General features: G+C 62.9%; 19 protein-coding genes, 2 tRNA genes and 1 pseudogene. 2 read left to right on the top strand and 20 right to left on the bottom strand.

Annotated elements, in window-relative coordinates; all coding sequences use genetic code 11:
• Positions 1–57: 57 nt before the first annotated feature.
• From nuoH to LRX75_RS07225, 12 genes and pseudogenes are all read right to left on the bottom strand, one after another.
• Complete coding sequence (gene nuoH / locus LRX75_RS07170; protein ID WP_062596636.1) at positions 58–1,101, bottom strand: NADH-quinone oxidoreductase subunit NuoH; 1,044 nt, start codon at positions 1,099–1,101, stop codon at positions 58–60.
• Positions 1,102–1,121: 20 nt separating this feature from the next.
• The gene (nuoG, locus tag LRX75_RS07175) at positions 1,122–3,203 is read right to left on the bottom strand and encodes an NADH-quinone oxidoreductase subunit NuoG (RefSeq protein ID WP_231813102.1); all 2,082 of its coding nucleotides are present in this window, start codon (positions 3,201–3,203) and stop codon (positions 1,122–1,124) included.
• Positions 3,204–3,397: 194 nt separating this feature from the next.
• Complete coding sequence (locus LRX75_RS07180) at positions 3,398–4,174, bottom strand: NADH:ubiquinone oxidoreductase (protein ID WP_231813104.1); 777 nt, start codon at positions 4,172–4,174, stop codon at positions 3,398–3,400.
• Complete coding sequence (gene nuoF / locus LRX75_RS07185) at positions 4,119–5,423, bottom strand: NADH-quinone oxidoreductase subunit NuoF (RefSeq protein WP_231813106.1); 1,305 nt, start codon at positions 5,421–5,423, stop codon at positions 4,119–4,121. Before nuoF ends, LRX75_RS07180 begins: the two co-directional genes overlap by 56 nt.
• Positions 5,424–5,661: 238 nt before the next feature.
• Positions 5,662–6,511: pseudogene (gene nuoE / locus LRX75_RS07190) on the bottom strand (NADH-quinone oxidoreductase subunit NuoE).
• A 17-nt stretch (positions 6,512–6,528) separates the two neighbouring features.
• A complete protein-coding gene (locus tag LRX75_RS07195) occupies positions 6,529–6,699 on the bottom strand; it encodes a hypothetical protein (protein ID WP_162742955.1) in 171 nt (56 codons plus the stop codon).
• Complete coding sequence (locus tag LRX75_RS07200; protein WP_231813107.1) at positions 6,699–7,889, bottom strand: NADH-quinone oxidoreductase subunit D; 1,191 nt, start codon at positions 7,887–7,889, stop codon at positions 6,699–6,701. Before LRX75_RS07200 ends, LRX75_RS07195 begins: the two co-directional genes overlap by 1 nt.
• 64 nt (positions 7,890–7,953) lie before the next feature.
• On the bottom strand, positions 7,954–8,337 hold the full coding sequence (locus tag LRX75_RS07205) for a four helix bundle protein (RefSeq protein ID WP_420851164.1): 384 nt from the start codon (positions 8,335–8,337) through the stop codon (positions 7,954–7,956).
• A 72-nt stretch (positions 8,338–8,409) separates the two neighbouring features.
• Positions 8,410–9,009, bottom strand: a complete 600-nt coding sequence (locus tag LRX75_RS07210) for an NADH-quinone oxidoreductase subunit C (RefSeq protein WP_231813108.1) — start codon at positions 9,007–9,009, stop codon at positions 8,410–8,412.
• Between the two features lie 76 nt (positions 9,010–9,085).
• A complete protein-coding gene (locus LRX75_RS07215) occupies positions 9,086–9,664 on the bottom strand; it encodes a NuoB/complex I 20 kDa subunit family protein (RefSeq protein WP_113150397.1) in 579 nt (192 codons plus the stop codon).
• Positions 9,655–10,020: an NADH-quinone oxidoreductase subunit A gene (locus LRX75_RS07220; protein WP_062468417.1), complete on the bottom strand. Its 366-nt coding sequence runs from the start codon at positions 10,018–10,020 to the stop codon at positions 9,655–9,657. Before LRX75_RS07220 ends, LRX75_RS07215 begins: the two co-directional genes overlap by 10 nt.
• A 343-nt stretch (positions 10,021–10,363) precedes the next feature.
• Positions 10,364–10,440 (bottom strand) — tRNA-Asp (locus LRX75_RS07225).
• Between the two features lie 444 nt (positions 10,441–10,884).
• Between LRX75_RS07225 and LRX75_RS07230 the strand changes: the two genes are divergently transcribed.
• Positions 10,885–10,960, top strand: a tRNA-Val gene (locus LRX75_RS07230).
• 145 nt (positions 10,961–11,105) lie between these two features.
• Here LRX75_RS07230 and LRX75_RS07235 read toward each other — a convergent pair.
• The 7 genes from LRX75_RS07235 to LRX75_RS07265 all read right to left on the bottom strand — a co-directional run bounded on the left by LRX75_RS07235 (position 11,106) and on the right by LRX75_RS07265 (position 17,930).
• Positions 11,106–12,710, bottom strand: coding sequence for an ABC transporter ATP-binding protein (locus LRX75_RS07235; protein ID WP_231813110.1), 1,605 nt, complete (start codon positions 12,708–12,710; stop codon positions 11,106–11,108).
• A 1-nt stretch (position 12,711) separates the two neighbouring features.
• Complete coding sequence (locus LRX75_RS07240) at positions 12,712–13,842, bottom strand: ABC transporter permease (RefSeq protein WP_231813112.1); 1,131 nt, start codon at positions 13,840–13,842, stop codon at positions 12,712–12,714.
• On the bottom strand, positions 13,835–14,758 hold the full coding sequence (gene oppB / locus LRX75_RS07245; protein WP_231813114.1) for an oligopeptide ABC transporter permease OppB: 924 nt from the start codon (positions 14,756–14,758) through the stop codon (positions 13,835–13,837). Before oppB ends, LRX75_RS07240 begins: the two co-directional genes overlap by 8 nt.
• A gap of 209 nt (positions 14,759–14,967) precedes the next feature.
• Positions 14,968–16,578: a peptide ABC transporter substrate-binding protein gene (locus LRX75_RS07250; protein WP_420851165.1), complete on the bottom strand. Its 1,611-nt coding sequence runs from the start codon at positions 16,576–16,578 to the stop codon at positions 14,968–14,970.
• A gap of 428 nt (positions 16,579–17,006) precedes the next feature.
• Complete coding sequence (locus tag LRX75_RS07255) at positions 17,007–17,165, bottom strand: hypothetical protein (RefSeq protein WP_231813116.1); 159 nt, start codon at positions 17,163–17,165, stop codon at positions 17,007–17,009.
• Positions 17,166–17,207: 42 nt separating this feature from the next.
• Positions 17,208–17,627 (bottom strand): DUF4174 domain-containing protein, encoded by a 420-nt coding sequence (locus tag LRX75_RS07260; RefSeq protein WP_231813118.1) that lies wholly within the window; start codon positions 17,625–17,627, stop codon positions 17,208–17,210.
• Positions 17,628–17,651: 24 nt separating this feature from the next.
• Positions 17,652–17,930: a hypothetical protein gene (locus tag LRX75_RS07265; protein ID WP_231813120.1), complete on the bottom strand. Its 279-nt coding sequence runs from the start codon at positions 17,928–17,930 to the stop codon at positions 17,652–17,654.
• A gap of 439 nt (positions 17,931–18,369) precedes the next feature.
• On the opposite strand from LRX75_RS07265, the gene LRX75_RS07270 reads away from it, so the two are divergent.
• Positions 18,370–18,600 carry a hypothetical protein gene (locus LRX75_RS07270; protein ID WP_231813122.1) on the top strand — a complete coding sequence of 77 codons (231 nt, stop codon included), beginning with the start codon at positions 18,370–18,372 and terminating at the stop codon, positions 18,598–18,600.
• 92 nt (positions 18,601–18,692) lie between these two features.
• Here the strand turns inward: LRX75_RS07270 and LRX75_RS07275 are convergent, their stop codons facing one another.
• Positions 18,693–19,073: a CAP-Gly domain protein gene (locus tag LRX75_RS07275; RefSeq protein ID WP_113150390.1), complete on the bottom strand. Its 381-nt coding sequence runs from the start codon at positions 19,071–19,073 to the stop codon at positions 18,693–18,695.
• Positions 19,074–19,170: the final 97 nt, after the last annotated feature.

The raw sequence follows: 19,170 nt of genomic DNA on the forward strand, positions 1-19,170 counted from the left end.
CTCCGAATGAGCTGGCCTGCGAGACGCCAGCGACTGTCGCGAAGCTGTGGACGGGCATCAGGCCCATCCGCCGAGCTTCAGCGTGATTGCAACGATAAAGACCATGACGAGCGACAGGGGAAGGAAGACCTTCCAGCCGAGACGCATCAGCTGGTCGTAGCGGTAGCGCGGCACGAACGCCTTGACCATCGCGAACATGAAGAACACCAGCGAGGCCTTCAGCACGAACCAGATGATGCCGGGAACCCAGTTGAGGAACCAGACGTCCACCGGAGGCAGCCAGCCGCCGAGGAACAGGATCGTGGTGAGCGCGCACATCAGGCAGATGGCAGCGTACTCGCCGAGCATGAACATCATGTAGGGGGTCGAGCCGTACTCGACCATGAATCCCGCGACGAGTTCGGACTCGGCTTCCACCAGGTCGAAGGGCGGCCGGTTCGTTTCAGCCAGCGCCGAAATGAAGAACACGATAAACATCGGGAACAGCGGCAGCCAGTACCAGTCGAGGAAGGAGCCCGGCAGGCCCATCATCGTACCGAGACCGTCGCGCTGCGAATTGACGATGTCCGTCAGGTTCAGCGAGCCGACGCAAAGCAGCACGGTGACGATGACGAAGCCGATCGAGACTTCGTAGGATACCATCTGCGCTGCGGACCGAAGAGCCGACAGGAAGGGGTATTTGGAGTTCGAAGCCCAGCCGCCCATGATGACGCCGTAGACTTCAAGCGACGAGATGGCGAGAACGTAGAGGATGCCGACATTGATGTTCGCCATCACCCAGTTGTCGTTCAAGGGAACGACGGCCCAGGCGGCGAGCGCCAGCGTCACCGACACCAGCGGCGCGAGCAGGAAGAGAACCTTGTTGGCACCGGCGGGAATCACCGGCTCCTTGACGACGAACTTCAAAAGATCGGCGAAGGACTGGAAAAGACCGAAAGGACCCACCACGTTGGGTCCACGGCGCAGCTGCACCGCTGCCCAGATCTTGCGGTCGGCCAGCAGGATGTAGGCGATGAAGATCAGGAGAGCGACCAGCAGCAGAAGCGACTGGCCGATCATGATGGCCGCCGGCCAGACGTAGGTCGAAAGAAAACCGTCCATGGTGCCTTATTCTCCCGCGCTCATTCCGCTGCCGCTTTGAAATTGTTGCGAGCCAGCGCCGAGCATTCGGCCATGACCGCGGAAGCGCGCGCTATCGGGTTCGTCAAATAGAAGTCTTTCACCGGAGACGCAAACGCGGATTTGGTCATCTCACCGGCTTTTTGTGCAAGTGCGGCAATTTCGCCGTCAACGGCCTCGGCGATCGTGTCGACCTCACCGAAATGCGGGAATTCCGCGACCAGTTTTCGACGCAGCTCGGTGAGCGAATCGAAGGGCAGCTTCTTGCCCAGCACGTCGGACAGAGCCCGCAGGATCGCCCAGTCTTCACGGGCCTCGCCCGGCGCGAAGCCAGCACGATTGCCCATCTGAACGCGGCCTTCGGTATTGACCCAGATGCCGGATTTCTCGGTATAGGTCGCGCCGGGAAGGATGACATCAGCGCCATGGGCACCGTTGTCGCCATGCGAGCCGATATAGACCGTGAAGCCACTCTTGCGGGCGTCGAGATCGATCTCATCGGCGCCGAGAAGGAAGAGCACGTCCGTGCCCGTCACCATCTCTTGCGCCGTCTTGCCGTTCGCGCCCGGTACGAAGCCGAGATCGAGACCGCCGACGCGGGCTGCCGCCGTGTGAAGCACAGCAAAGCCGTTCCAGCCTTCGGAGATCGCGCCGATCGCACCGGCCAGCTTTGCCGCAGATGCCAGAACCGACGCGCCGCCGTCACCGATGAGGGCGCCCTGCCCGATGATGATCATCGGACGCTCGGCCTTCGTCAGCACCTCAAAGAAGCTGCCGCGACCGGCGAGCAGTTCGCCGAGCGTATCCGTGCCGGCGCCGAGATAGTCGTAGGAATAGCGCAGTTCGGCGGCATCGCCGATCACACCGATCGGGAACTTGCCCATGCGGAAGCGCTTGCGGATGCGGGCGTTCAGCACCGAGGCCTCAAAGCGCGGATTGGCGCCGATGATCAGGAGCGCGTCAGCATTTTCAATGCCCTGAATGGTGGGGTTGAAGAGATAGCTTGAACGGCCGAATGACGGATCGAGCGCTGCACCGTCCTGGCGGCAGTCGATGCTCGTGGAGCCGAGCGCCGTCATCAGGCCCTTCAGCGCGTACATTTCCTCGACGGAGGCAAGGTCGCCCGCGATCGCGCCGATCCGGTCGCCGCTGGTCTTGGCCACGGCCGCCTTGATGGCGGCGAAGGCCTCGCCCCAGCTCGCGGGCTGCAGGCGTCCGTCCTTCTTCACATAGGGGCGATCCAGACGCTGCGTCTTCAGGCCGTCCCAGATGAAGCGGGTCTTGTCGGAGATCCACTCCTCGTTGATCTCTTCATTGATGCGGGGCATGACGCGCATGACTTCGCGGCCGCGCGTATCGACACGGATGGCCGATCCCACGGCGTCCATAACGTCGATCGATTCGGTCTTGCCGAGTTCCCACGGGCGGGCGTTGAATGCGTAGGGCTTGGAGGTCAGCGCACCGACGGGGCAGAGATCGACGACGTTGCCCTGAAGCTCCGAGGTCATCGCCTGCTCGAGATAGGTCGTGATCTCGGCGTCTTCGCCACGGCCGATGAGACCGAGTTCAGCGATGCCGGCGACTTCGGTGGTGAAGCGGACGCAGCGCGTGCAGTGAATGCAACGGTTCATGACCGTCTTGACCAGCGGGCCGATATATTTGTCCTCGACGGCGCGCTTGTTCTCGTTGTAGCGGGTCGAGTCGACACCGAAGGCCATCGCCTGGTCCTGCAGGTCGCACTCGCCGCCCTGGTCGCAGATCGGGCAGTCCAGCGGATGGTTGATCAGCAGAAATTCCATCACGCCTTCGCGGGCCTTCTTGACCATCGGCGTGGTCGTGAAGACTTCGGGCGCTTCACCGTTCGGACCGGGGCGCAGGTCGCGCACGCCCATGGCGCAGGAGGCCGCCGGCTTCGGCGGGCCACCCTTCACCTCGATCAGACACATGCGACAATTGCCGGCAACCGACAGCCGCTCGTGGAAACAGAAGCGCGGAACCTCGGCGCCGGCTTCCTCGCATGCCTGAAGCAGCGTGAAATGATCCGGGACTTCGATCTCTTTTCCGTCGACTTTCAGCTTTGCCATCTTCGCACTCAATCCTGTCCTGTTCCGCCGGTCTTCAAGCGACGGATCGATCGTCAAGGGGCCTTAGCGGCCCAATCTGTCCCGAGGCCGTCGGCCTCGATCGTCCATGTGGGCCGAGGCCCCAGAAGCGCGGTCAGTGGAGGCGGAAGCACGTCGCTCCTGCCGTCGGACCGCTGTCGTTCCGGCCCCGGCGCTCAGCTCTTCGCGAGCACCTTGGCCTGTTCGACCCAACGATCCCTCACGATGCGACCGCTGACGCTCAGTTCCCGGTCGAACCGGGCAATATCGTTCTCGTCCCACGCCGCAATCTCGCTGAACCGCGTGACGTCGAGACTTTTCAGGACCTGCTCCAGCTTCGGGCCGATGCCCGAAATCTTCTTCAGGTCGTCCGCAGCCTTGCTGCGGCGGGAACGGACAGGCTTGTCGGCCGGGCTCGCTCCCTTCGTGGTCCGTGGCGAAGCCTCCGCGACGGCTGCGGTGGCCCGCGCCACCACTTCGGCCGTTGCCTGTGCAGCCTCAGCCACGACATCGCCGACCGCGACATCCGCCTCCGGTGTGTCCGCTGTCGCCGCTTCATCGGGCGCCGAGGTTTCGGCGGCATCTGGTTTTGCAGCCGATGCTGCCCCCTGCCCTGCCTGACGCTCTGCCTCGGCCGTGGCTGCCGCCTTCTGCGCGGCCTCCATGAAGCCCTGCATGGCGCCAAGCATGAAGCCGGCGAAGTGGCTGGCCATTCCGAAGCCCATCGCCGCAGCTGCCGCGACCGACGCCGTGGGATGCTGCATCAGCGGTGGCAGAGGCGGCCCGCCCTCTTTCGTCCAGCCGGCAAAGCCCGCGGGATCGCTCTTTGACGACGACGAACCCTGCTCTCCTGCGGGACCGGCCTGCTCATCGTCAAACGGCGATGTTGTCATTCTTTTACTCCGCGGCTTGCAGAACGGCCCCATGCGACGAGGCGTTCCGGGTGTATTCATCGATCCGCGCTTCCATCTCGGGACGGAAGTTGCGGATCAGGCCCTGGATCGGCCAGGCGGCGGCGTCGCCCAGCGCACAGATGGTATGACCTTCGACCTGCTTCGTCACGTCAAACAGCATGTCGATCTCGCGCTTCTGGGCACGGCCCTGAACCATACGCTCCATGACGCGCATCATCCAGCCGGTGCCTTCGCGGCACGGCGTGCACTGGCCGCAGCTCTCGTGCTTGTAGAACGCGGCCAGACGCCAGATTGCCTTGATGATGTCGGTGGAGCGATCCATGACGATGATGGCGGCCGTGCCGAAGGACGACTTGACGTCGCGCATGCCGTCGAAATCCATCGGCGCGTCGATGATATGCTCCGCCTTGACCACGGGACAGGACGAGCCGCCCGGAATGACGGCGAGAAGATTGTCCCAGCCCCCGCGCACGCCGCCGCAATGGCGCTCGATCATCTCGCGGAAGGACGTGCCCATTGCGTCTTCGAAGGTGCAGGGCTTGTTCACATGGCCGGAGACCATGAACAGCTTGGTCCCGACATTGTTCGGGCGGCCGATGCCCGAGAACCAGCCGGCACCACGACGCAGGATGGTCGGGGCAACCGCGATCGATTCGACGTTGTTGACGGTGGTCGGGCAACCATAGAGGCCCATATTGGCCGGGAACGGCGGCTTCAGGCGCGGCTGGCCCTTCTTGCCTTCCAGGCTTTCGAGCAGTGCCGTTTCCTCGCCGCAGATATAGGCGCCGGCGCCATGGTGAACGAAGATCTCCATGTCCCAGCCGAGCTTGTTGTTCGGGCCGAGCAGACCCGCGTCATAGCACTCGTCGATGGCCGCCTGCAGCGCTTCGCGCTCGCGCATGTACTCGCCGCGCACATAGATATAGGCGGCATGGGCGCCCATGGCGAAGCTGGCGATGACGCAGCCTTCGATCAGCGTGTGCGGATCGTGGCGCATGATGTCCCGGTCCTTGCAGGTGCCGGGCTCCGATTCGTCGGCATTGACGACGAGGTAGTGCGGGCGTCCGTCGCTTTCCTTCGGCATGAAGGACCACTTCAGACCCGTCGGGAAGCCGGCGCCGCCGCGACCGCGCAGACCGGAGGCCTTCATCTCGTTGATGATCCAGTCGCGACCTTTTTCCAGGATCTGCTTGGTGCCGTCCCAGTGGCCGCGCGACATCGCGCCCTTCAGCGACTTATCGTGAAGGCCGTAGAGATTGGTGAAGATGCGATCTTTATCGTCAAGCATGGCTCAGTCCGCCGATTCTTCGAGAATGTGGATCCGCCGTCAAAGCGGGTCAGTCCTTGCGTCCATTCTTGGGCCTGCCGTGCTCCGCCTCGTGGCACCAGGCGTCGGCGGCTGCCGATCCCTCCGGTGTACAAGGCTTCGCAGCCCGTGGCCAGAGCCACCGTGCGCCGAAGCCGGCGCGACGGTGCCCCGCCGTCCGATCATTTCGCCTCGGGCGCCGGCTTGCCGGCCCCTGCGGTCAGATCGGTCTTTTCACCGCCCTCGGGCGTGTCGACGGAGGCCGCATCCTTGGTCTCGCCGCCTTCCTTCTTCGAATTGGCGGCCGACTCGCTCTTGGCGGTGGCCGGCGTCTTCATCGTCGGATTGGTTTCGGCGTCGGTGCTCTTCGGGCGGCCCGCTTCCGACGGGGGAACCGATGTGCCCTCCTGCGGTGCCGCCGGTGCCGGCGGCTCGGTCACCTGATTGCGCTGCGGCGTCGGCTCTTCCGTCAGCGTCGTCAGGCCGTCGATCGGGGCGGAGAAGATGCGGTCGATCTGCGGGCCCGGTGCGATCTCGGCGCCACGGCCGGCATCGAAGGCATCGATGATCTCTTCCAGACGCTCGACCGTCAGGTCTTCGTAACTGTCCTTGAAGATCATCACCATCGGCGCGTTGACGCAGGCGCCCTGACACTCGACCTCTTCCCAGGAGAGCGTGCCGCTCTCGTTCTGGGTCAGCGGCTGGCCGTGGATCTTGCGCTTGCACAGCGCGATCAGCTCTTCCGAGCCGCGGAGCATGCAGGGCGTCGTGCCGCAGACCTGGATATGCGCCCGGGTGCCGATCGGCTTCAGCTGGAACTGGGTGTAGAAGGTCGCGACTTCGAGGACGCGGATATAGGGCATGTCGAGCATGTCGGCGACGCTCTCGATCGCGGCCTTGGTCACCCAGCCGTCCTGTTCCTGCGCCCGCATCAGCAGCGGGATGACAGCGGATTGCTGGCGGCCTTCCGGATATTTCCGGATCGTGGTCTGGGCCCATGCAGCATTGGCATCGCTGAACGCGAACTGCTGCGGCTGGACGGCTTCATCGGCTAGTCGACGAACGGACATGGTTACCGCACCCTATTTCAGTTTCTCGTTCCGGCGAACATGCTGTTGAACAGCGGCTCGGACCCGGAGGAATTTTGTTCGCGGCGTTCGGCCGCAGCGGAAGACTGCCCGTTCGCGGCCGATTGGGCCAGGAGTCGGTCGAGCGTCTGGATGACGAAGCGGCGGGCGGCGACGGAGCGGTCCAGCATCAGCGATCGACCTCCCCGAACACGATATCGAGCGAGCCGAGAATGGCCGAGACGTCGGCTAGCTGGTGGCCACGACAGATATAGTCCATCGCTTGAAGATGCGCGTAACCCGGAGCCCGGATCTTGCAGCGATACGGCTTGTTGGTGCCGTCCGACACGAGATAGACGCCGAACTCGCCCTTCGGGGCCTCGACCGAAGCGTAAACTTCGCCGGCCGGCACGTGATAGCCCTCGGTGTAGAGCTTGAAGTGGTGGATGAGCGCTTCCATGGAGCGCTTCATTTCGCCGCGCTTGGGCGGAACCACCTTGCCGTCGAGCGAGGAGACCGGGCCGACCTTGGCGTCGCCGAGCAGGCGATCCACGCACTGGCGCATGATCTTGGCCGATTCGCGCATCTCGATCATGCGGATGAGATAGCGATCGTAGCAGTCGCCGTTCTTGCCGATCGGAATGTCGAAATCCATGTCGGCATAGCACTCGTAGGGCTGCGACTTGCGCAGGTCCCAGGCGGCGCCCGACCCGCGAACCATGACGCCCGAGAAGCCCCAGGCCCAGCAATCCTCGAGGCTGACGACGCCGATATCGACGTTGCGCTGCTTGAAGATGCGGTTGCCGGTCAGCAGCTCGTCGATATCGTCGACCGTCTTCAGGAACGGATCGATCCACTTGCCGATGTCTTCGACCAGCTCGTGCGGCAGATCCTGATGAACGCCGCCCGGACGGATAAAGGCGGCATGCATGCGCGAGCCGGAGGCGCGCTCGTAGAACACCATCAGCTTCTCACGCTCTTCGAAGCCCCAGAGCGGCGGCGTCAGCGCACCAACGTCCATGGCCTGCGTGGTCACGTTGAGCAGATGCGAGAGGATGCGGCCGATTTCGGAGTAGAGCACACGGATCAGCTGTCCGCGGATCGGCACCTCTGTGCCGGTCAGCTTTTCCACGGCCAGCGAGAAACCGTGTTCCTGGTTCATCGGCGCAACATAGTCGAGGCGGTCGAAATACGGCAGCGCCTGCAGATAGGTCTTCGCCTCGATCAGCTTTTCGGTGCCACGATGCAGCAGACCGATATGCGGATCGACCCGCTCGACGATTTCCCCGTCCAGCTCCAGCACCAAGCGCAAAACGCCATGCGCCGCCGGGTGCTGCGGCCCGAAGTTGATGTTGAAGTTGCGGATGTTGTGTTCGTTCATGTGCGTGCTCCGCAGTGATCAGTAAGCCGTAAGTCGTGAGCAGAAAAGTGCCGTTTCATCGAAATCACTGCTCGTTCTCCCTGCGCTGAACCGCGCGAATGAGACCACTGATCATTTTACCATTCTCTTCGCACCGTTTCAGCATCTGCTCCGAAGCAACGGCATCCAATAATCCAACGCGTTCGCAGATGATCAGATGCGTCTCTAGCTCCTTGAGCGATCCTTGTGCAATTTTTAGAAATTGAACAAAAGCACCGCGGCTGTTTCTGCCATAGCCTTCTGCGATATTTGCCGCCACCGAGACCGATGACCGCCTTATCTGGCTGGTCATGCCGTAGATCTCCGACTTCGGAAAATCCCTGGTCAGCCTGTAACATTCGACACTGAGATCGATAGCGCCCTGCCAAACCCTGAGATCACGGTACGATCTGATCTCCCGGCTATCCACGGCAGCTGCTCACCCTCGTATCACAAGACCCTGCTCACAGCTTACGACTTACGGCTTACGGCTCACCCGACCTCACTTCGCCTTCTCATCCCCCGGCAACACATAATCCGTCCCCTCCCAGGGCGACAGAAAGTCGAAATTGCGGAATTCCTGTTTCAATTCCACCGGCTCATAGACCACGCGCTTGGCTTCGTCGTTGTAGCGCACCTCGACATAGCCCGTCAGCGGGAAATCCTTGCGCAGCGGGTAGCCCTCGAAACCGTAGTCGGTGAGGATGCGGCGCAGGTCCGGGTGGCCGGTGAAGAGGATTCCGTACATGTCGTAGGCTTCGCGCTCGAACCAGTCGGCACCCGGGAAGACGCCGCAGATCGAGGGGACGGGCTCTTCTTCCGAGGTTGCGACCTTGACGCGGATGCGCAGGTTCTGCTTCGGCGAGAGGAGGTGGTAGACCACGTCGAAACGCTCGGCGCGCGCAGGGTAATCCACGCCGCAGACGTCGATGATGTTGACGAAGCCGCAGCGGGCATCGTCGCGCAGGAAGGTCAGAAGTGCGACGATGTTTTCGCCCGTCGTCGTCAGCGTCAGATCGCCGAAAGCGATCGTCGCTTCGGCGAACAGGGCGCCCTTCGTTTCCCGAAGGTAGGTCGCGAGGCTGTTCAGAGCTTCACTCATTGCGTGTCCTTATCCGGATGACCATCGGGCCCTGGCCGCATGCGGCCCTGAACCTTCCGATCGAGACCCCGAGGGCCTAGCGTTCGATCGTGCCCGTGCGGCGGATCTTCTTCTGCAGCAGGAGCACGCCGTAAAGCAGTGCTTCTGCCGTGGGAGGACAGCCCGGCACGTAGATATCGACGGGCACGACGCGATCGCATCCGCGCACCACCGAGTAGGAATAATGATAGTATCCGCCGCCATTGGCGCAGGAGCCCATCGAGATGACGTAACGCGGCTCCGGCATCTGGTCATAAACCTTGCGGAGCGCCGGCGCCATCTTGTTCGTCAGCGTTCCCGCAACGATCATCACGTCCGACTGGCGCGGCGAGGCGCGCGGCGCAAAGCCGAAGCGCTCGGCGTCGTAGCGCGGCATCGACATCTGCATCATTTCGACGGCGCAACAGGCCAGACCGAACGTCATCCACATCAGCGAGCCGGTGCGGGCCCAGTTGATCAGCTCGTCGGTCGAGGTGACGAGAAAACCTTTGTCGGCAAGTTCGTTGTTGATTTCGCCGAAGAACGGATCGTTTGCGCCGACCGGCTTGCCGGTCGAGGGATCGATGATGCCCTTGGGGGCCTCGGCCACCAGGGTGTTCGTGGTTGCTACTCCCATTCGAGTGCTCCCTTCTTCCATTCGTAGATGAAGCCGATGGTCAGCACGCCGAGGAAGGCCATCATGGACCAGAAACCGAACCAGCCCATGCCCTTGAACGCGACGGCCCAGGGAAAAAGGAAGGCGACTTCGAGGTCGAAGATGATGAACAGGATCGACACGAGATAGAAACGAATGTCGAACTTCATGCGCGCATCGTCGAACGCGTTGAAGCCACACTCGTAAGCCGACAGCTTTTCGTCGTCCGGCGCCTTGAAGGCGACCGCGAACGGCGCGGCAAGAAGCGCCAGGCCGATGACCAGCGAGATGCCGATGAAGATGGCGATCGGGATGTAAGAACCGAGAAGGTCTGTCATTGTTTTGTCCCTGCCCGCGGCCACGCCGGTGAGGCGCGATTGGCGTCTGCCTGCAGGCCGAAAAATGTTGCAACGCCAAAGTCGTTAGCGCAGCCCGCGCCATGGCGCAAGCCTCGCATCCTGTTTTCATCCGCTCGTCCAAGCGAATGAAGAGTCGGCATATTCGGTGGTTCCACCCCAGCTCTCCGGATCACATCCGAAGCCACACTAGGTCGTCACTTACATAGCCGTTTCGGCGGAGATTACCAGTCTTGGGGAACCCTGGAAGGGCGGAAGGGCAAAATGTCGCGGTCCTCTTTCGAGGACCGCTGATCGACATTTTCATTTTACTGTGAAAGTAAAATGGCGCGAGTGACGGGGCTCGAACCCGCGACCTCCGGCGTGACAGGCCGGCACTCTAACCAACTGAGCTACACCCGCGCATTGTTTGGAAAACCGTTCTTTTCAGTCCGTCTTCCGTGACCGTTCAGCGTTGCGCCGTTCGATGAGCGGCTGTTTACGGGGGGTTTCGGGGAGTGTCAAGCGCGTTCAAATACAAAATCATGACAAACTGAAATTTCTTGTCGCCCGCCTCCTGGCACAGGCCCGTCCGCCGCTCTCCAAACCCTTGCAAATCAGGGCGTGGCGGCGAAAAACGTCCCGTTTTCCGCGCCTTAGAAAAAGATCCTGCTTTTCCACAGGACGCGTCTCTCTCCATTGTGACCTGCCGAAAGACGCGAAAACGGGCGTTTAGACAGGACGAAAATTCCCGGAATCCCTTGGAATACAGCCGTCAGGGCCGAGCCCGCAAAAAAGTTTGAAAAACCGCCGCTGCGGCCTTGCGGTTTCCAGCAGTTCCGAATACATCACGCCCACCAACACGGCGGGCGATTAGCTCAGTTGGTAGAGCGCCTCGTTTACACCGAGGATGTCGGCGGTTCGAGTCCGTCATCGCCCACCATTTTCTCCCCGCCTCGAATTCATCCCGGTTTGTCATCGCGACATGCGCTTCACCGGCGCATCGGTTTCGAACGCGTATGCCGCACGCCCTGCCCGTCTCCGATGGAAACGACCGACGCGCGTCTGCGCGCGCCGGTCTTGTCGTGTCATGCTGCCGTGTAGGCGGCGCTGAGCAGCGTTTGCGTATAGGCCTGACGCGGGGCTGCAAACAGCGCCTCGGTGTCGCCTTCTTCCACGATCTGCCCGTCCTTCATGACGATGACGTAGTCGGCCATGGCCTTGATGACGGCGAGGTCATGGCTGATGAAGACGTAGGACAGTCCATGGGCATCCTGCAGGTGGCGCAGGAGGTCGATGATCTGTCCCTGCACCGAGCGATCGAGCGCCGACGTCGGCTCGTCGAGGATGACGAGGCGAGGTTTGAGAATCATCGCCCGCGCTATGGCGATACGCTGCCGCTGGCCGCCGGAGAACTCGTGCGGATAGCGGTTGCGCGCCTGGGGATCGAGACCGACCTCCTTCAGCGCCGCGATGGCGCGCTTGTCGCGATCGGCACGGGTGAGCGTCGGCTCGTGGACATAGAGACCTTCGGTGATGATCTCGCCGACCGTCTGGCGGGGCGAGAGCGAGCCGAACGGATCCTGAAACACCAGCTGCATCTCCCGCCGGAGCGGGCGCATCGCCTTCCTGTCGAAGCCGGAAATATCCTGTCCGTCGAAGCGGATGATGCCTGTGGCGGGCACGAGCTGCAGCAGCGCGCGCCCGAGCGTCGACTTTCCCGAGCCCGATTCGCCGACGACACCGATGGTCTGCCCTTCCCGCAGCCGGATGCTCACTTTGTCCACGGCACGGAAGGTGCCGGAGCGTTTGGCGAAGAGGCCGCCACCCGTCGCGTAATCGACGGAGACGCGCTGTCCGTCGAGCAGAATCGGGGCGGAGGTCGGGACTGGCGGCTTCTCGCCGCGCGGCTCGGCATCCAGCAGCATCTTCGTGTAGTCGGCCTGCGGGCGCTCGAAGATGTCCGCCGTCAGCCCCTGCTCCACCACCTCGCCCCGCCGCATCACGACCACACGGTCGGCGACGTGGCGCACCACGCCGAGATCATGGGTGATGAGAACAACGGCCATGCCGAATCGCGTCTGTAGCGACTGGAGGAGATCGAGGATCTGAGCCTGGATCGTCACGTCGAGAGCGGTCGTCGGCTCGTCGGCGATCAGGATGTCGGGATCGTTGGCGAGCGCCATGGCGATCATGACGCGCTGGCGCTGGCCACCGGAGAGTTCGTGCGGGTAGCTGTCGATGCGCCGCTTGGGGTCGGGAATGCCGACGAGATCCAGGAGTTCGAGCACGCGCGCCCGCGCCTGCCGGAAGCTGCCGCCACGGTGGTGCACGATCGGCTCGGAAATCTGCCGGCCGATGGTGTAGAGCGGATCGAGCGAGCTCATCGGTTCCTGGAAGATCATCGTGATCTTCGCACCCCGCACCGCGTTCAGCGCCTTGACCGGCAGGCCGATCAGGTCCTGCCCGCGATAGGCCGCCCGGCCCGTCACGCGGCCGTTCGCCGCCAAGAGCCCCATGATGCCCATCATCGTCTGGCTCTTGCCGGAGCCGCTCTCGCCGACGACGGCGAGCGTTTCGCCGGCGCGCACGTCGAGATCGATGCCCTTGACCGCCTCGACCGGCCCGTCCGGCGTCTCGAATGTCACCTTGAGATCGCGAACGTCGAGAATGATGTCTTTTGGTTCCGGCATGTCAGCGGTCCCTCGGATCGAGTGCATCGCGCAACCCGTCGCCCACGAAATTCAGCGAGAACAGCGTGAGGACGAAGAAGATGGCGGGAAAGATGAGAAGCCAGGGCGCCGACTGGATGTTGTTCGCCCCTTCCGAGATCAGCGCGCCCCAGCTCGTCAGCGGCGCCTGCACGCCGAGGCCGAGGAAGGAAAGGAAGCTTTCGAGCAGGATGACCTTGGGAACCACGACGGTGACGAAGACGACCACCGGGCCGATGGTGTTGGGCACGACGTGGCGGCGGATGATCTGCCAGTCGGTCAACCCCAGCGCCTGGGCGGCAGCCACGAACTCCCGGCGCTTCAGCGCCAGCGTCTGGCCACGCACGATTCGCGCCATATCCAGCCATTCCACCGCGCCGATGACGAGGAAGATGAGAATGAAGGAGCGGCCGAAGAAGACCACGAGCACCACGACGAGAAAGACGAAGGGCAGCGAATAGAGAATCTCGACGAACCGCATCATGACGTTGTCGACCCGGCCGCCGAGATAGCCCGACGTCGCGCCGTAGAGCACGCCGATGCCGAGCGAGACGAGGCTGGCAAGCAGGCCGACGGCGAGCGAGATCTGGCCGCCCAGCATGACGCGCGCGACAAGGTCGCGGCCGTTCGAATCCGTGCCGAACAGGAAGTACTCGCGCGACACGCGCCCCTCGATCACGATCGTCCGGCCGTCATCGCGCGTTTCCGTGACCTTGGTGTCGTCGAATTCGTTGGCGCGGTCGATATAGCGGGTCGTGCGCGGATCGATCGCCGCGTCGGAGGTAAGGGTCGCGGTGAAGGTCTGCCCCTCGACCTCGAAGGCCTGAAGCGTGACACGGGCCCGCGCCGCTGCCGCGGAGATCGCGCCCTGCAGGCTGTCGGCACCGGGTCGGGGCTCGAGGCTCGGCGGCACCGAGACATAGGAGGGAAAGACCTGATCGTAGCTGTGGCTGATGAACAGCGGCCCGAGAAACGAGAACAGGGCGACCAGAATCAGCACGACGCTGCCGGCCATGGCCGCGCGGTTGCGCCGGAAGCGCGTTGCGGCAAGCTGGAACAGGCTGCGGCTGGCCGCTTCCGGCAGAACCGCCGGCATTTGGGCAAGATCACTCATGGCGAACCCTCGGATCGAGCAGGCCGTAGAGAATATCGACCACAAGGTTGAAGACGATGACGAAGACCGCGATCAGCACCACCGTGCCCATGACCAGCGTGTAATCGCGGTTGATGGCGCCGAGCACGAAGAAGCGGCCGACACCGGGAATGGTGAAGAGCGTTTCTATGACGGCCGATCCCGTGAGAAGAGCTGCGGCGCAGGGCGCAAGGTAGGAGACGACCGGCAGCATGGCGGCCCGCATGGCATGCGTTACCACCACGGTCCGCGCCGGCAGGCCGTAGGCGCGCGCGGTGCGGATATGGTCGGTGTGCAGCGCCTCGATCATCGCGCCACGCGTCAGGCGCGCAAAGACCGCCAGCTGGGGAAGCGCGAGCGCGATCATCGGCAGGATCAGAAATCGCAGCGAACCATCGCCCCAGCCGCCGGCCGGCAGCCAGGACAGGGTGACGGCGAAGACCAGCGTCAGCACCGGGCCGACGACGAAGTTCGGCACCGTGACGCCAACCGTCGACAGGGTCATGATGGCGACGTCGAGAAAGCTGTTCTGCCGCAGGGCGGCGAAGGTGCCCGCGGCAACGCCGCCCACCAGCGCCACGCCCAGCGCCCAGAGGCCGAGCTCGATCGAATAGGGCAGTCCCATGCCGATCAGCTGATCGACCGTGTTGTCGCGGTAGATGTAGCTCGGGCCGAAATCGCCGCGAACGACGTTGCCGAGATAGCGCAGATATTGCTGCCACAGCGGCAGATCCAGCCCATAGGCCTTGTTGATATTGGCCATGGTCTGGGGCGAGAGCGGACGTTCGAGATTGAACGGACCGCCAGGGGCAAACCGCATCAGGAAGAACGAGATCGTGACGACGATGAAGAGGGTCGGCACGGCGCTCGCCAGGCGGCGAAGAACGAAGGATAACATGGCCGTCTCCATGGGAGGGCGGGAGGCACGATGGATTTTGCGGGGAACGATGAGGCCAGCGGTCTTGCGATGGCTGCCCTATCCGTAACCGTCGGTGGCGGGCAAACAGGGGGACGCGCGATGCCGGGCATCTCATGGCCAGGCCATCGTCATTCCGCGGATGGGGAGCCGTCGCCCCGCGGGCGGGCGGCTCCCAAGACCTGCAACGCTTACTCGGCGAGGCTCAGGAATCGGCTCGGGTGTTCGTTGTTGGCGTTGTCGATCCAGCCCTTGACCTTCTTGGACACGAGCCACAGCTCGTTCTGGTAGAGCAGCGGCGCCACGGGCTGCTCCTTCATCAGGATCGTCTCGGCTTCGTGCAGCAGCTTTGCGCGGGCTGCGAGGTCCGTCTCGTCGTTCGACTTCGCCATGAGCGCGTCGTAATCGGCATTGCTCCACTTGGCATAGTTGAAGGTGACGTTGCTGGTCGTGTTCATGGCGAGGAAGTTTTCCGGATCGCCGTAGTCCGCCGTCCATCCGGCGCGGGCGACGGAGAATTTGCCGCCTTCCTGCAGGTAGGCGTAGTGCGAGGAAACGTCGAGATTGACCATGGTCACCTTGGCGTTGAACGCGGTCTTCCACATATCGGCGACGGCCGTCGCGACCCGCTCGTGATTGGGGTTGGTGTTGTAGCGGATCTCGATCTCGAGCGGCTTGCCGCCCTCGCCGTATCCGGCCTCCTTCAGGAGCGCCAGGGCGTCGTCCTCGCGGTCGAGCTGGCTCTTGGTCGCGAAATCGGCCGCGGACGGTGTGCCATAGCCCGGCAGACCCGGGGGAACGAAGGCATAGGCCGGCTGCTGCGAGCCGCTGTAGATTTCCTTGGCGAGGAAGTCGCGGTCGATGCCCATGGAGAGCGCACGGCGCACGCGGACGTCGTCCATCGGCGCGGTGCGCGTGTCGAACACATAGTAGTAGGTCGCGAGCGCCGGCGAGATATGCACCTCGTCACCGACCTGCGCCTTCAGCCGCGCGATCTGGTCGGCGGAGAAATTGTAGTTCACGTGCAGCTCGCCCGCCTCGTAGCGGCGTACGGCCGCGGCCTGATCCTCGAGCGGATAGAAGACCACCTTGTCGAGCTTGATGTTGGCGGCGTCCCAGTGCTGCTCGTTCTTGCTCAGCGTCAGGTGATCGTTGGCGACGTGCTCGGTCAGCTTGAACCCGCCGTTTGACACCATGATGCCCGGCTTGACGAAATCCGTGCCGTTCTTCTCGAAGCTCGCCTTGGAAACCGGCAGCGCCGTCTGGTGGGCAAGGAGCTCGAGGAAGTAGGGTGTCGGCCGTTCGAGCGTGATCTCCAGCGTCTTCGCGTCGATCGCCTTCACGCCCAATTCGTCGAGGGGCGCGCCGCTCTTGTTGATCTTTTCGGCATTCTTGATCGGGTAGAGAATGTTGGCATAGCCGGCCGCCGTCTTCGGATCCTCGATGCGCTTCAGCGAGAAGACGAAGTCCTCCGCCGTCACCGGTGATCCGTCCGACCAATTGCCGTTTTCGCGCAGCTTGAAGGTATAGACCTTGCCGTCGTCCGAAACGGTCCAGCTTTCGGCCGCGCCCGGCACGATCTCGCCCTTGGCGTCATGGATCGTCAGGCCCTCGTAGAGATCCTTGAGAATGAAGGCTTCGATATTGATCGACGTATGGGCCTGATCGAGCGTCTGCGGTTCGCCGGCATTGCCACGGTTCAGCACGGCCTCGGCCAGCGCCGGGCTGGCGCAAAGCAGCAGCGAGCCGATCAGGGCGGCGCGGCGCAGGTTTTGTGTCACAGCAGTCAGGGGTGCGGTCATCGTTGATCTCCTTGCCTGTTTGCGCCATTGCGGTGGCGCTAAAGCGTCAACAGAGGTGAAAACGCGGGCAAAGGCAACCCTGATCCGGCGGTCGATCCACATGCACGAAGCAAGGGAAATCTCCTGGTTACCGTTCTGACGGTTGCAGGATTCCGTTGCATGAGAGATGTCTTTCTTATCGTCCTGCCTCGCTCCGACGCCGATATTCAGGTCCAAAGATACGCTCGCACCTTACGTCAAAGGTAATCTGCCGCGATTACGAGGGCGCATTGCTAATTGTGCACCTTCACCGAACAGAAAGATGCGACAGCCGGTGGTTGCTGCCGCATCGTTTGAGACCGTCGTTCGTCCCATGGATGTCACGACACCGAATTCGTCCCATGGATGTCACGACACCGAAGCTGTGGGCAAGTGCCGATCGCGGGCGCTCACACGGAGAGCGGTGGCGCGTCGTTCTCGTCGGGATTGGGATTCGGCGTTTCGTCGGGCAGACGATCCGGTTCCGGTTCGGTGATCGGCGGCATGGGTGTGGGGATCGGCGGATTACCGGGAACCGGCGTCGGAATGGGATCGGGCACGTTGGACATGATATCTCCTCTCGGTATGGATCTGCCAGGCTATTCGCGGGCCTATCGGTGAATCTCGGCCTGCCGCATCGGCATGCTGTCGATCTCGGCGAAAATCACATCGGGATCGACCACGTCGTCGTACCGGCTCTTTACGTGGCCATCCTTGCCGACCAGCACCAGGGCGAAGGCGCCGGGTGCGCAGCCCAGGTCCTTGCGCAGCGTATGGGCCTGGGGCACGAAGTCCGAGCCGAAGGCGGGACGTACCTCGTTGTTATCGACCGTGAAGATGGCAAGGTCACGCTGTCGAAGTGCGTCCGTATCCGCCCGCAAGGCACCAAGCTGGGCATCGGACTTGAGGCGGGCGGGGTCGGAGAAGATCACGATCACGCGTTTCTCCCACTGCAGATCATGCAGGTTTCCGGACGTTTCCTCCGGATGCGGGCCAACGCCGAAAATTTCGGTCATCAGGGATTTCAGCATGATCGTCTCCTGTCGTGTGCATCGTCAGTCGAAGGACGCGCCGCTGGCACCGAGCCGTTCGCGCGCCAATTGGCGGATTGCCGCCTCCGCCACATCGCGGTCCCAGCCGGAGGACTCCGCCTGCTTGATCAGTTCCTGCAATTCTCGCGGAAGTTCGGCGCCGGCGGCAGAGCCCACGCTCACCTCGCCACTCGCGTTTATCGCTTCGAAGGCCTCGTTCAGCGCGACTTGGCACGCATCGACGTCCTTGCTGCCCTCCATCGTTCCATGCCCGAACGTCCTTGGTTCGACATTGCTGCTCATGGTGTCCATCCTCCCGTGCGCATGGGCACATCGCATGATCCTGCGCTACCCTCAACACCCGGATCGGCAGGATGTTCCGTATGACGCCAGGCGTCGCCACTCTTCGCCTCCGAAAGCGGCGACGGCGTCGCGAAGAGATGAGGCTCTGCCGTCTGGCGCCTGTTTCTGCAAAAGTCGTTCGATGTCGGCAATGAAAGGCATCTGCTCGCGGACGTCTCCGATCCGCGCTTTCGTACACGCAGTTGCCGGCACGCTTGAATGTCACGAAACGGTCATTTCCGCGTCATTGGCCGGGCGTAGTATCCTGTCAGGCGTAGTATCTTTCATGACGCTTTGAAAAATTCAGCCCGTCTACGATGATTGATAGGTCAGATCTCGGAGTCGCCAGTTCCGATCCGTCCTGTACACTCACATGCCGGGCAAACCCGGGGAGATCTTCATGCCCACAAGGGATTTCGGTCTTGAGACCGACAGACGCCCGGACGTTCGGCATGCCCTTCGCGGCGGCCACGCGCTGGAGCGCGTCTTCGAGGACCATTGCACCGCCGGCGCCGAAACGGGTGATGTGGCAGCGGCGCGCAGGATCCACGTCTTCCAGTGCGGCATGATCAGTGAAGCCGCGCTGCAGGATCTCCTGCAGGACAGCAACCGCCGAAGAAACGATCGCTGAGGCACGAGCCGTCTGGCAGACCGCCAGTGACGGCCAAAGCCTCGTTGGTAATGTGACAAACGGCCCGGCGCGAAGCGCGGACCGCGCCCGCCTCAGATATCGACCTTTTCCTTTTCCCGCTTCGGCGCGGCGCGCTTCGGCTCTTCGGGCGCCGGCGGCGCATAGGGCGTTTCGCCCTTCGGCGTGGGAGCCAGAAGGTTCTTCAAGGTCGACAGGCGATCCTTGAGCAGGGGGCGGAACCGTGTTGCGCGGTAGGGCATGTCGGCGGCGCCGTACCCTTCCGGGCCGTCATCATTGCCGCGGTGGATTTCCTCCAGCTTCACGCCGATGAACTCGCCGTCGATGTAATGGCTGTACGGGCCGACCCAACGGATCGTGTAGATCTCGCCTTTGCGGATCAGCTGGTCAATCGAGACGTTCTTGAACTTGTCGTCGATGCAGACGACCTTTTGGCCGACATGGAAATTGTTCATCGCTGCCTCCGGCCCGACGGGCCACGCTCGAATGTGAAAAGCCCGCCACGCTTACGCGCTCCGGCTTTCCCTTGCCGTCTGCCTCTCGTCGCCGGCG

The sequence above is a fragment of the Rhizobium quercicola genome, assembly GCF_021168455.1.
Taxonomy (GTDB): Bacteria; Pseudomonadota; Alphaproteobacteria; order Rhizobiales; family Rhizobiaceae; genus Ferranicluibacter; species Ferranicluibacter quercicola.

Bases quoted from the DNA above. Each gene is read 5' to 3' on its own strand.
- nuoH (WP_062596636.1), bottom strand. From the start codon at position 1,101: ATGGACGGTTTTCTTTCGACCTACGTCTGGCCGGCGGCCATCATGATC.
- nuoG (WP_231813102.1), bottom strand. From the start codon at position 3,203: ATGGCAAAGCTGAAAGTCGACGGAAAAGAGATCGAAGTCCCGGATCAT.
- LRX75_RS07180 (WP_231813104.1), bottom strand. From the start codon at position 4,174: ATGAATACACCCGGAACGCCTCGTCGCATGGGGCCGTTCTGCAAGCCG.
- nuoF (WP_231813106.1), bottom strand. From the start codon at position 5,423: ATGCTTGACGATAAAGATCGCATCTTCACCAATCTCTACGGCCTTCAC.
- LRX75_RS07195 (WP_162742955.1), bottom strand. From the start codon at position 6,699: ATGCTGGACCGCTCCGTCGCCGCCCGCCGCTTCGTCATCCAGACGCTC.
- LRX75_RS07200 (WP_231813107.1), bottom strand. From the start codon at position 7,889: ATGAACGAACACAACATCCGCAACTTCAACATCAACTTCGGGCCGCAG.
- LRX75_RS07210 (WP_231813108.1), bottom strand. From the start codon at position 9,009: ATGAGTGAAGCTCTGAACAGCCTCGCGACCTACCTTCGGGAAACGAAG.
- LRX75_RS07215 (WP_113150397.1), bottom strand. From the start codon at position 9,664: ATGGGAGTAGCAACCACGAACACCCTGGTGGCCGAGGCCCCCAAGGGC.
- LRX75_RS07220 (WP_062468417.1), bottom strand. From the start codon at position 10,020: ATGACAGACCTTCTCGGTTCTTACATCCCGATCGCCATCTTCATCGGC.
- LRX75_RS07235 (WP_231813110.1), bottom strand. From the start codon at position 12,710: ATGCCGGAACCAAAAGACATCATTCTCGACGTTCGCGATCTCAAGGTG.
- LRX75_RS07240 (WP_231813112.1), bottom strand. From the start codon at position 13,842: ATGAGTGATCTTGCCCAAATGCCGGCGGTTCTGCCGGAAGCGGCCAGC.
- oppB (WP_231813114.1), bottom strand. From the start codon at position 14,758: ATGTTATCCTTCGTTCTTCGCCGCCTGGCGAGCGCCGTGCCGACCCTC.
- LRX75_RS07250 (WP_420851165.1), bottom strand. From the start codon at position 16,578: ATGACCGCACCCCTGACTGCTGTGACACAAAACCTGCGCCGCGCCGCC.
- LRX75_RS07255 (WP_231813116.1), bottom strand. From the start codon at position 17,165: ATGTCCAACGTGCCCGATCCCATTCCGACGCCGGTTCCCGGTAATCCG.
- LRX75_RS07260 (WP_231813118.1), bottom strand. From the start codon at position 17,627: ATGCTGAAATCCCTGATGACCGAAATTTTCGGCGTTGGCCCGCATCCG.
- LRX75_RS07265 (WP_231813120.1), bottom strand. From the start codon at position 17,930: ATGAGCAGCAATGTCGAACCAAGGACGTTCGGGCATGGAACGATGGAG.
- LRX75_RS07270 (WP_231813122.1), top strand. From the start codon at position 18,370: ATGCCCACAAGGGATTTCGGTCTTGAGACCGACAGACGCCCGGACGTT.
- LRX75_RS07275 (WP_113150390.1), bottom strand. From the start codon at position 19,073: ATGAACAATTTCCATGTCGGCCAAAAGGTCGTCTGCATCGACGACAAG.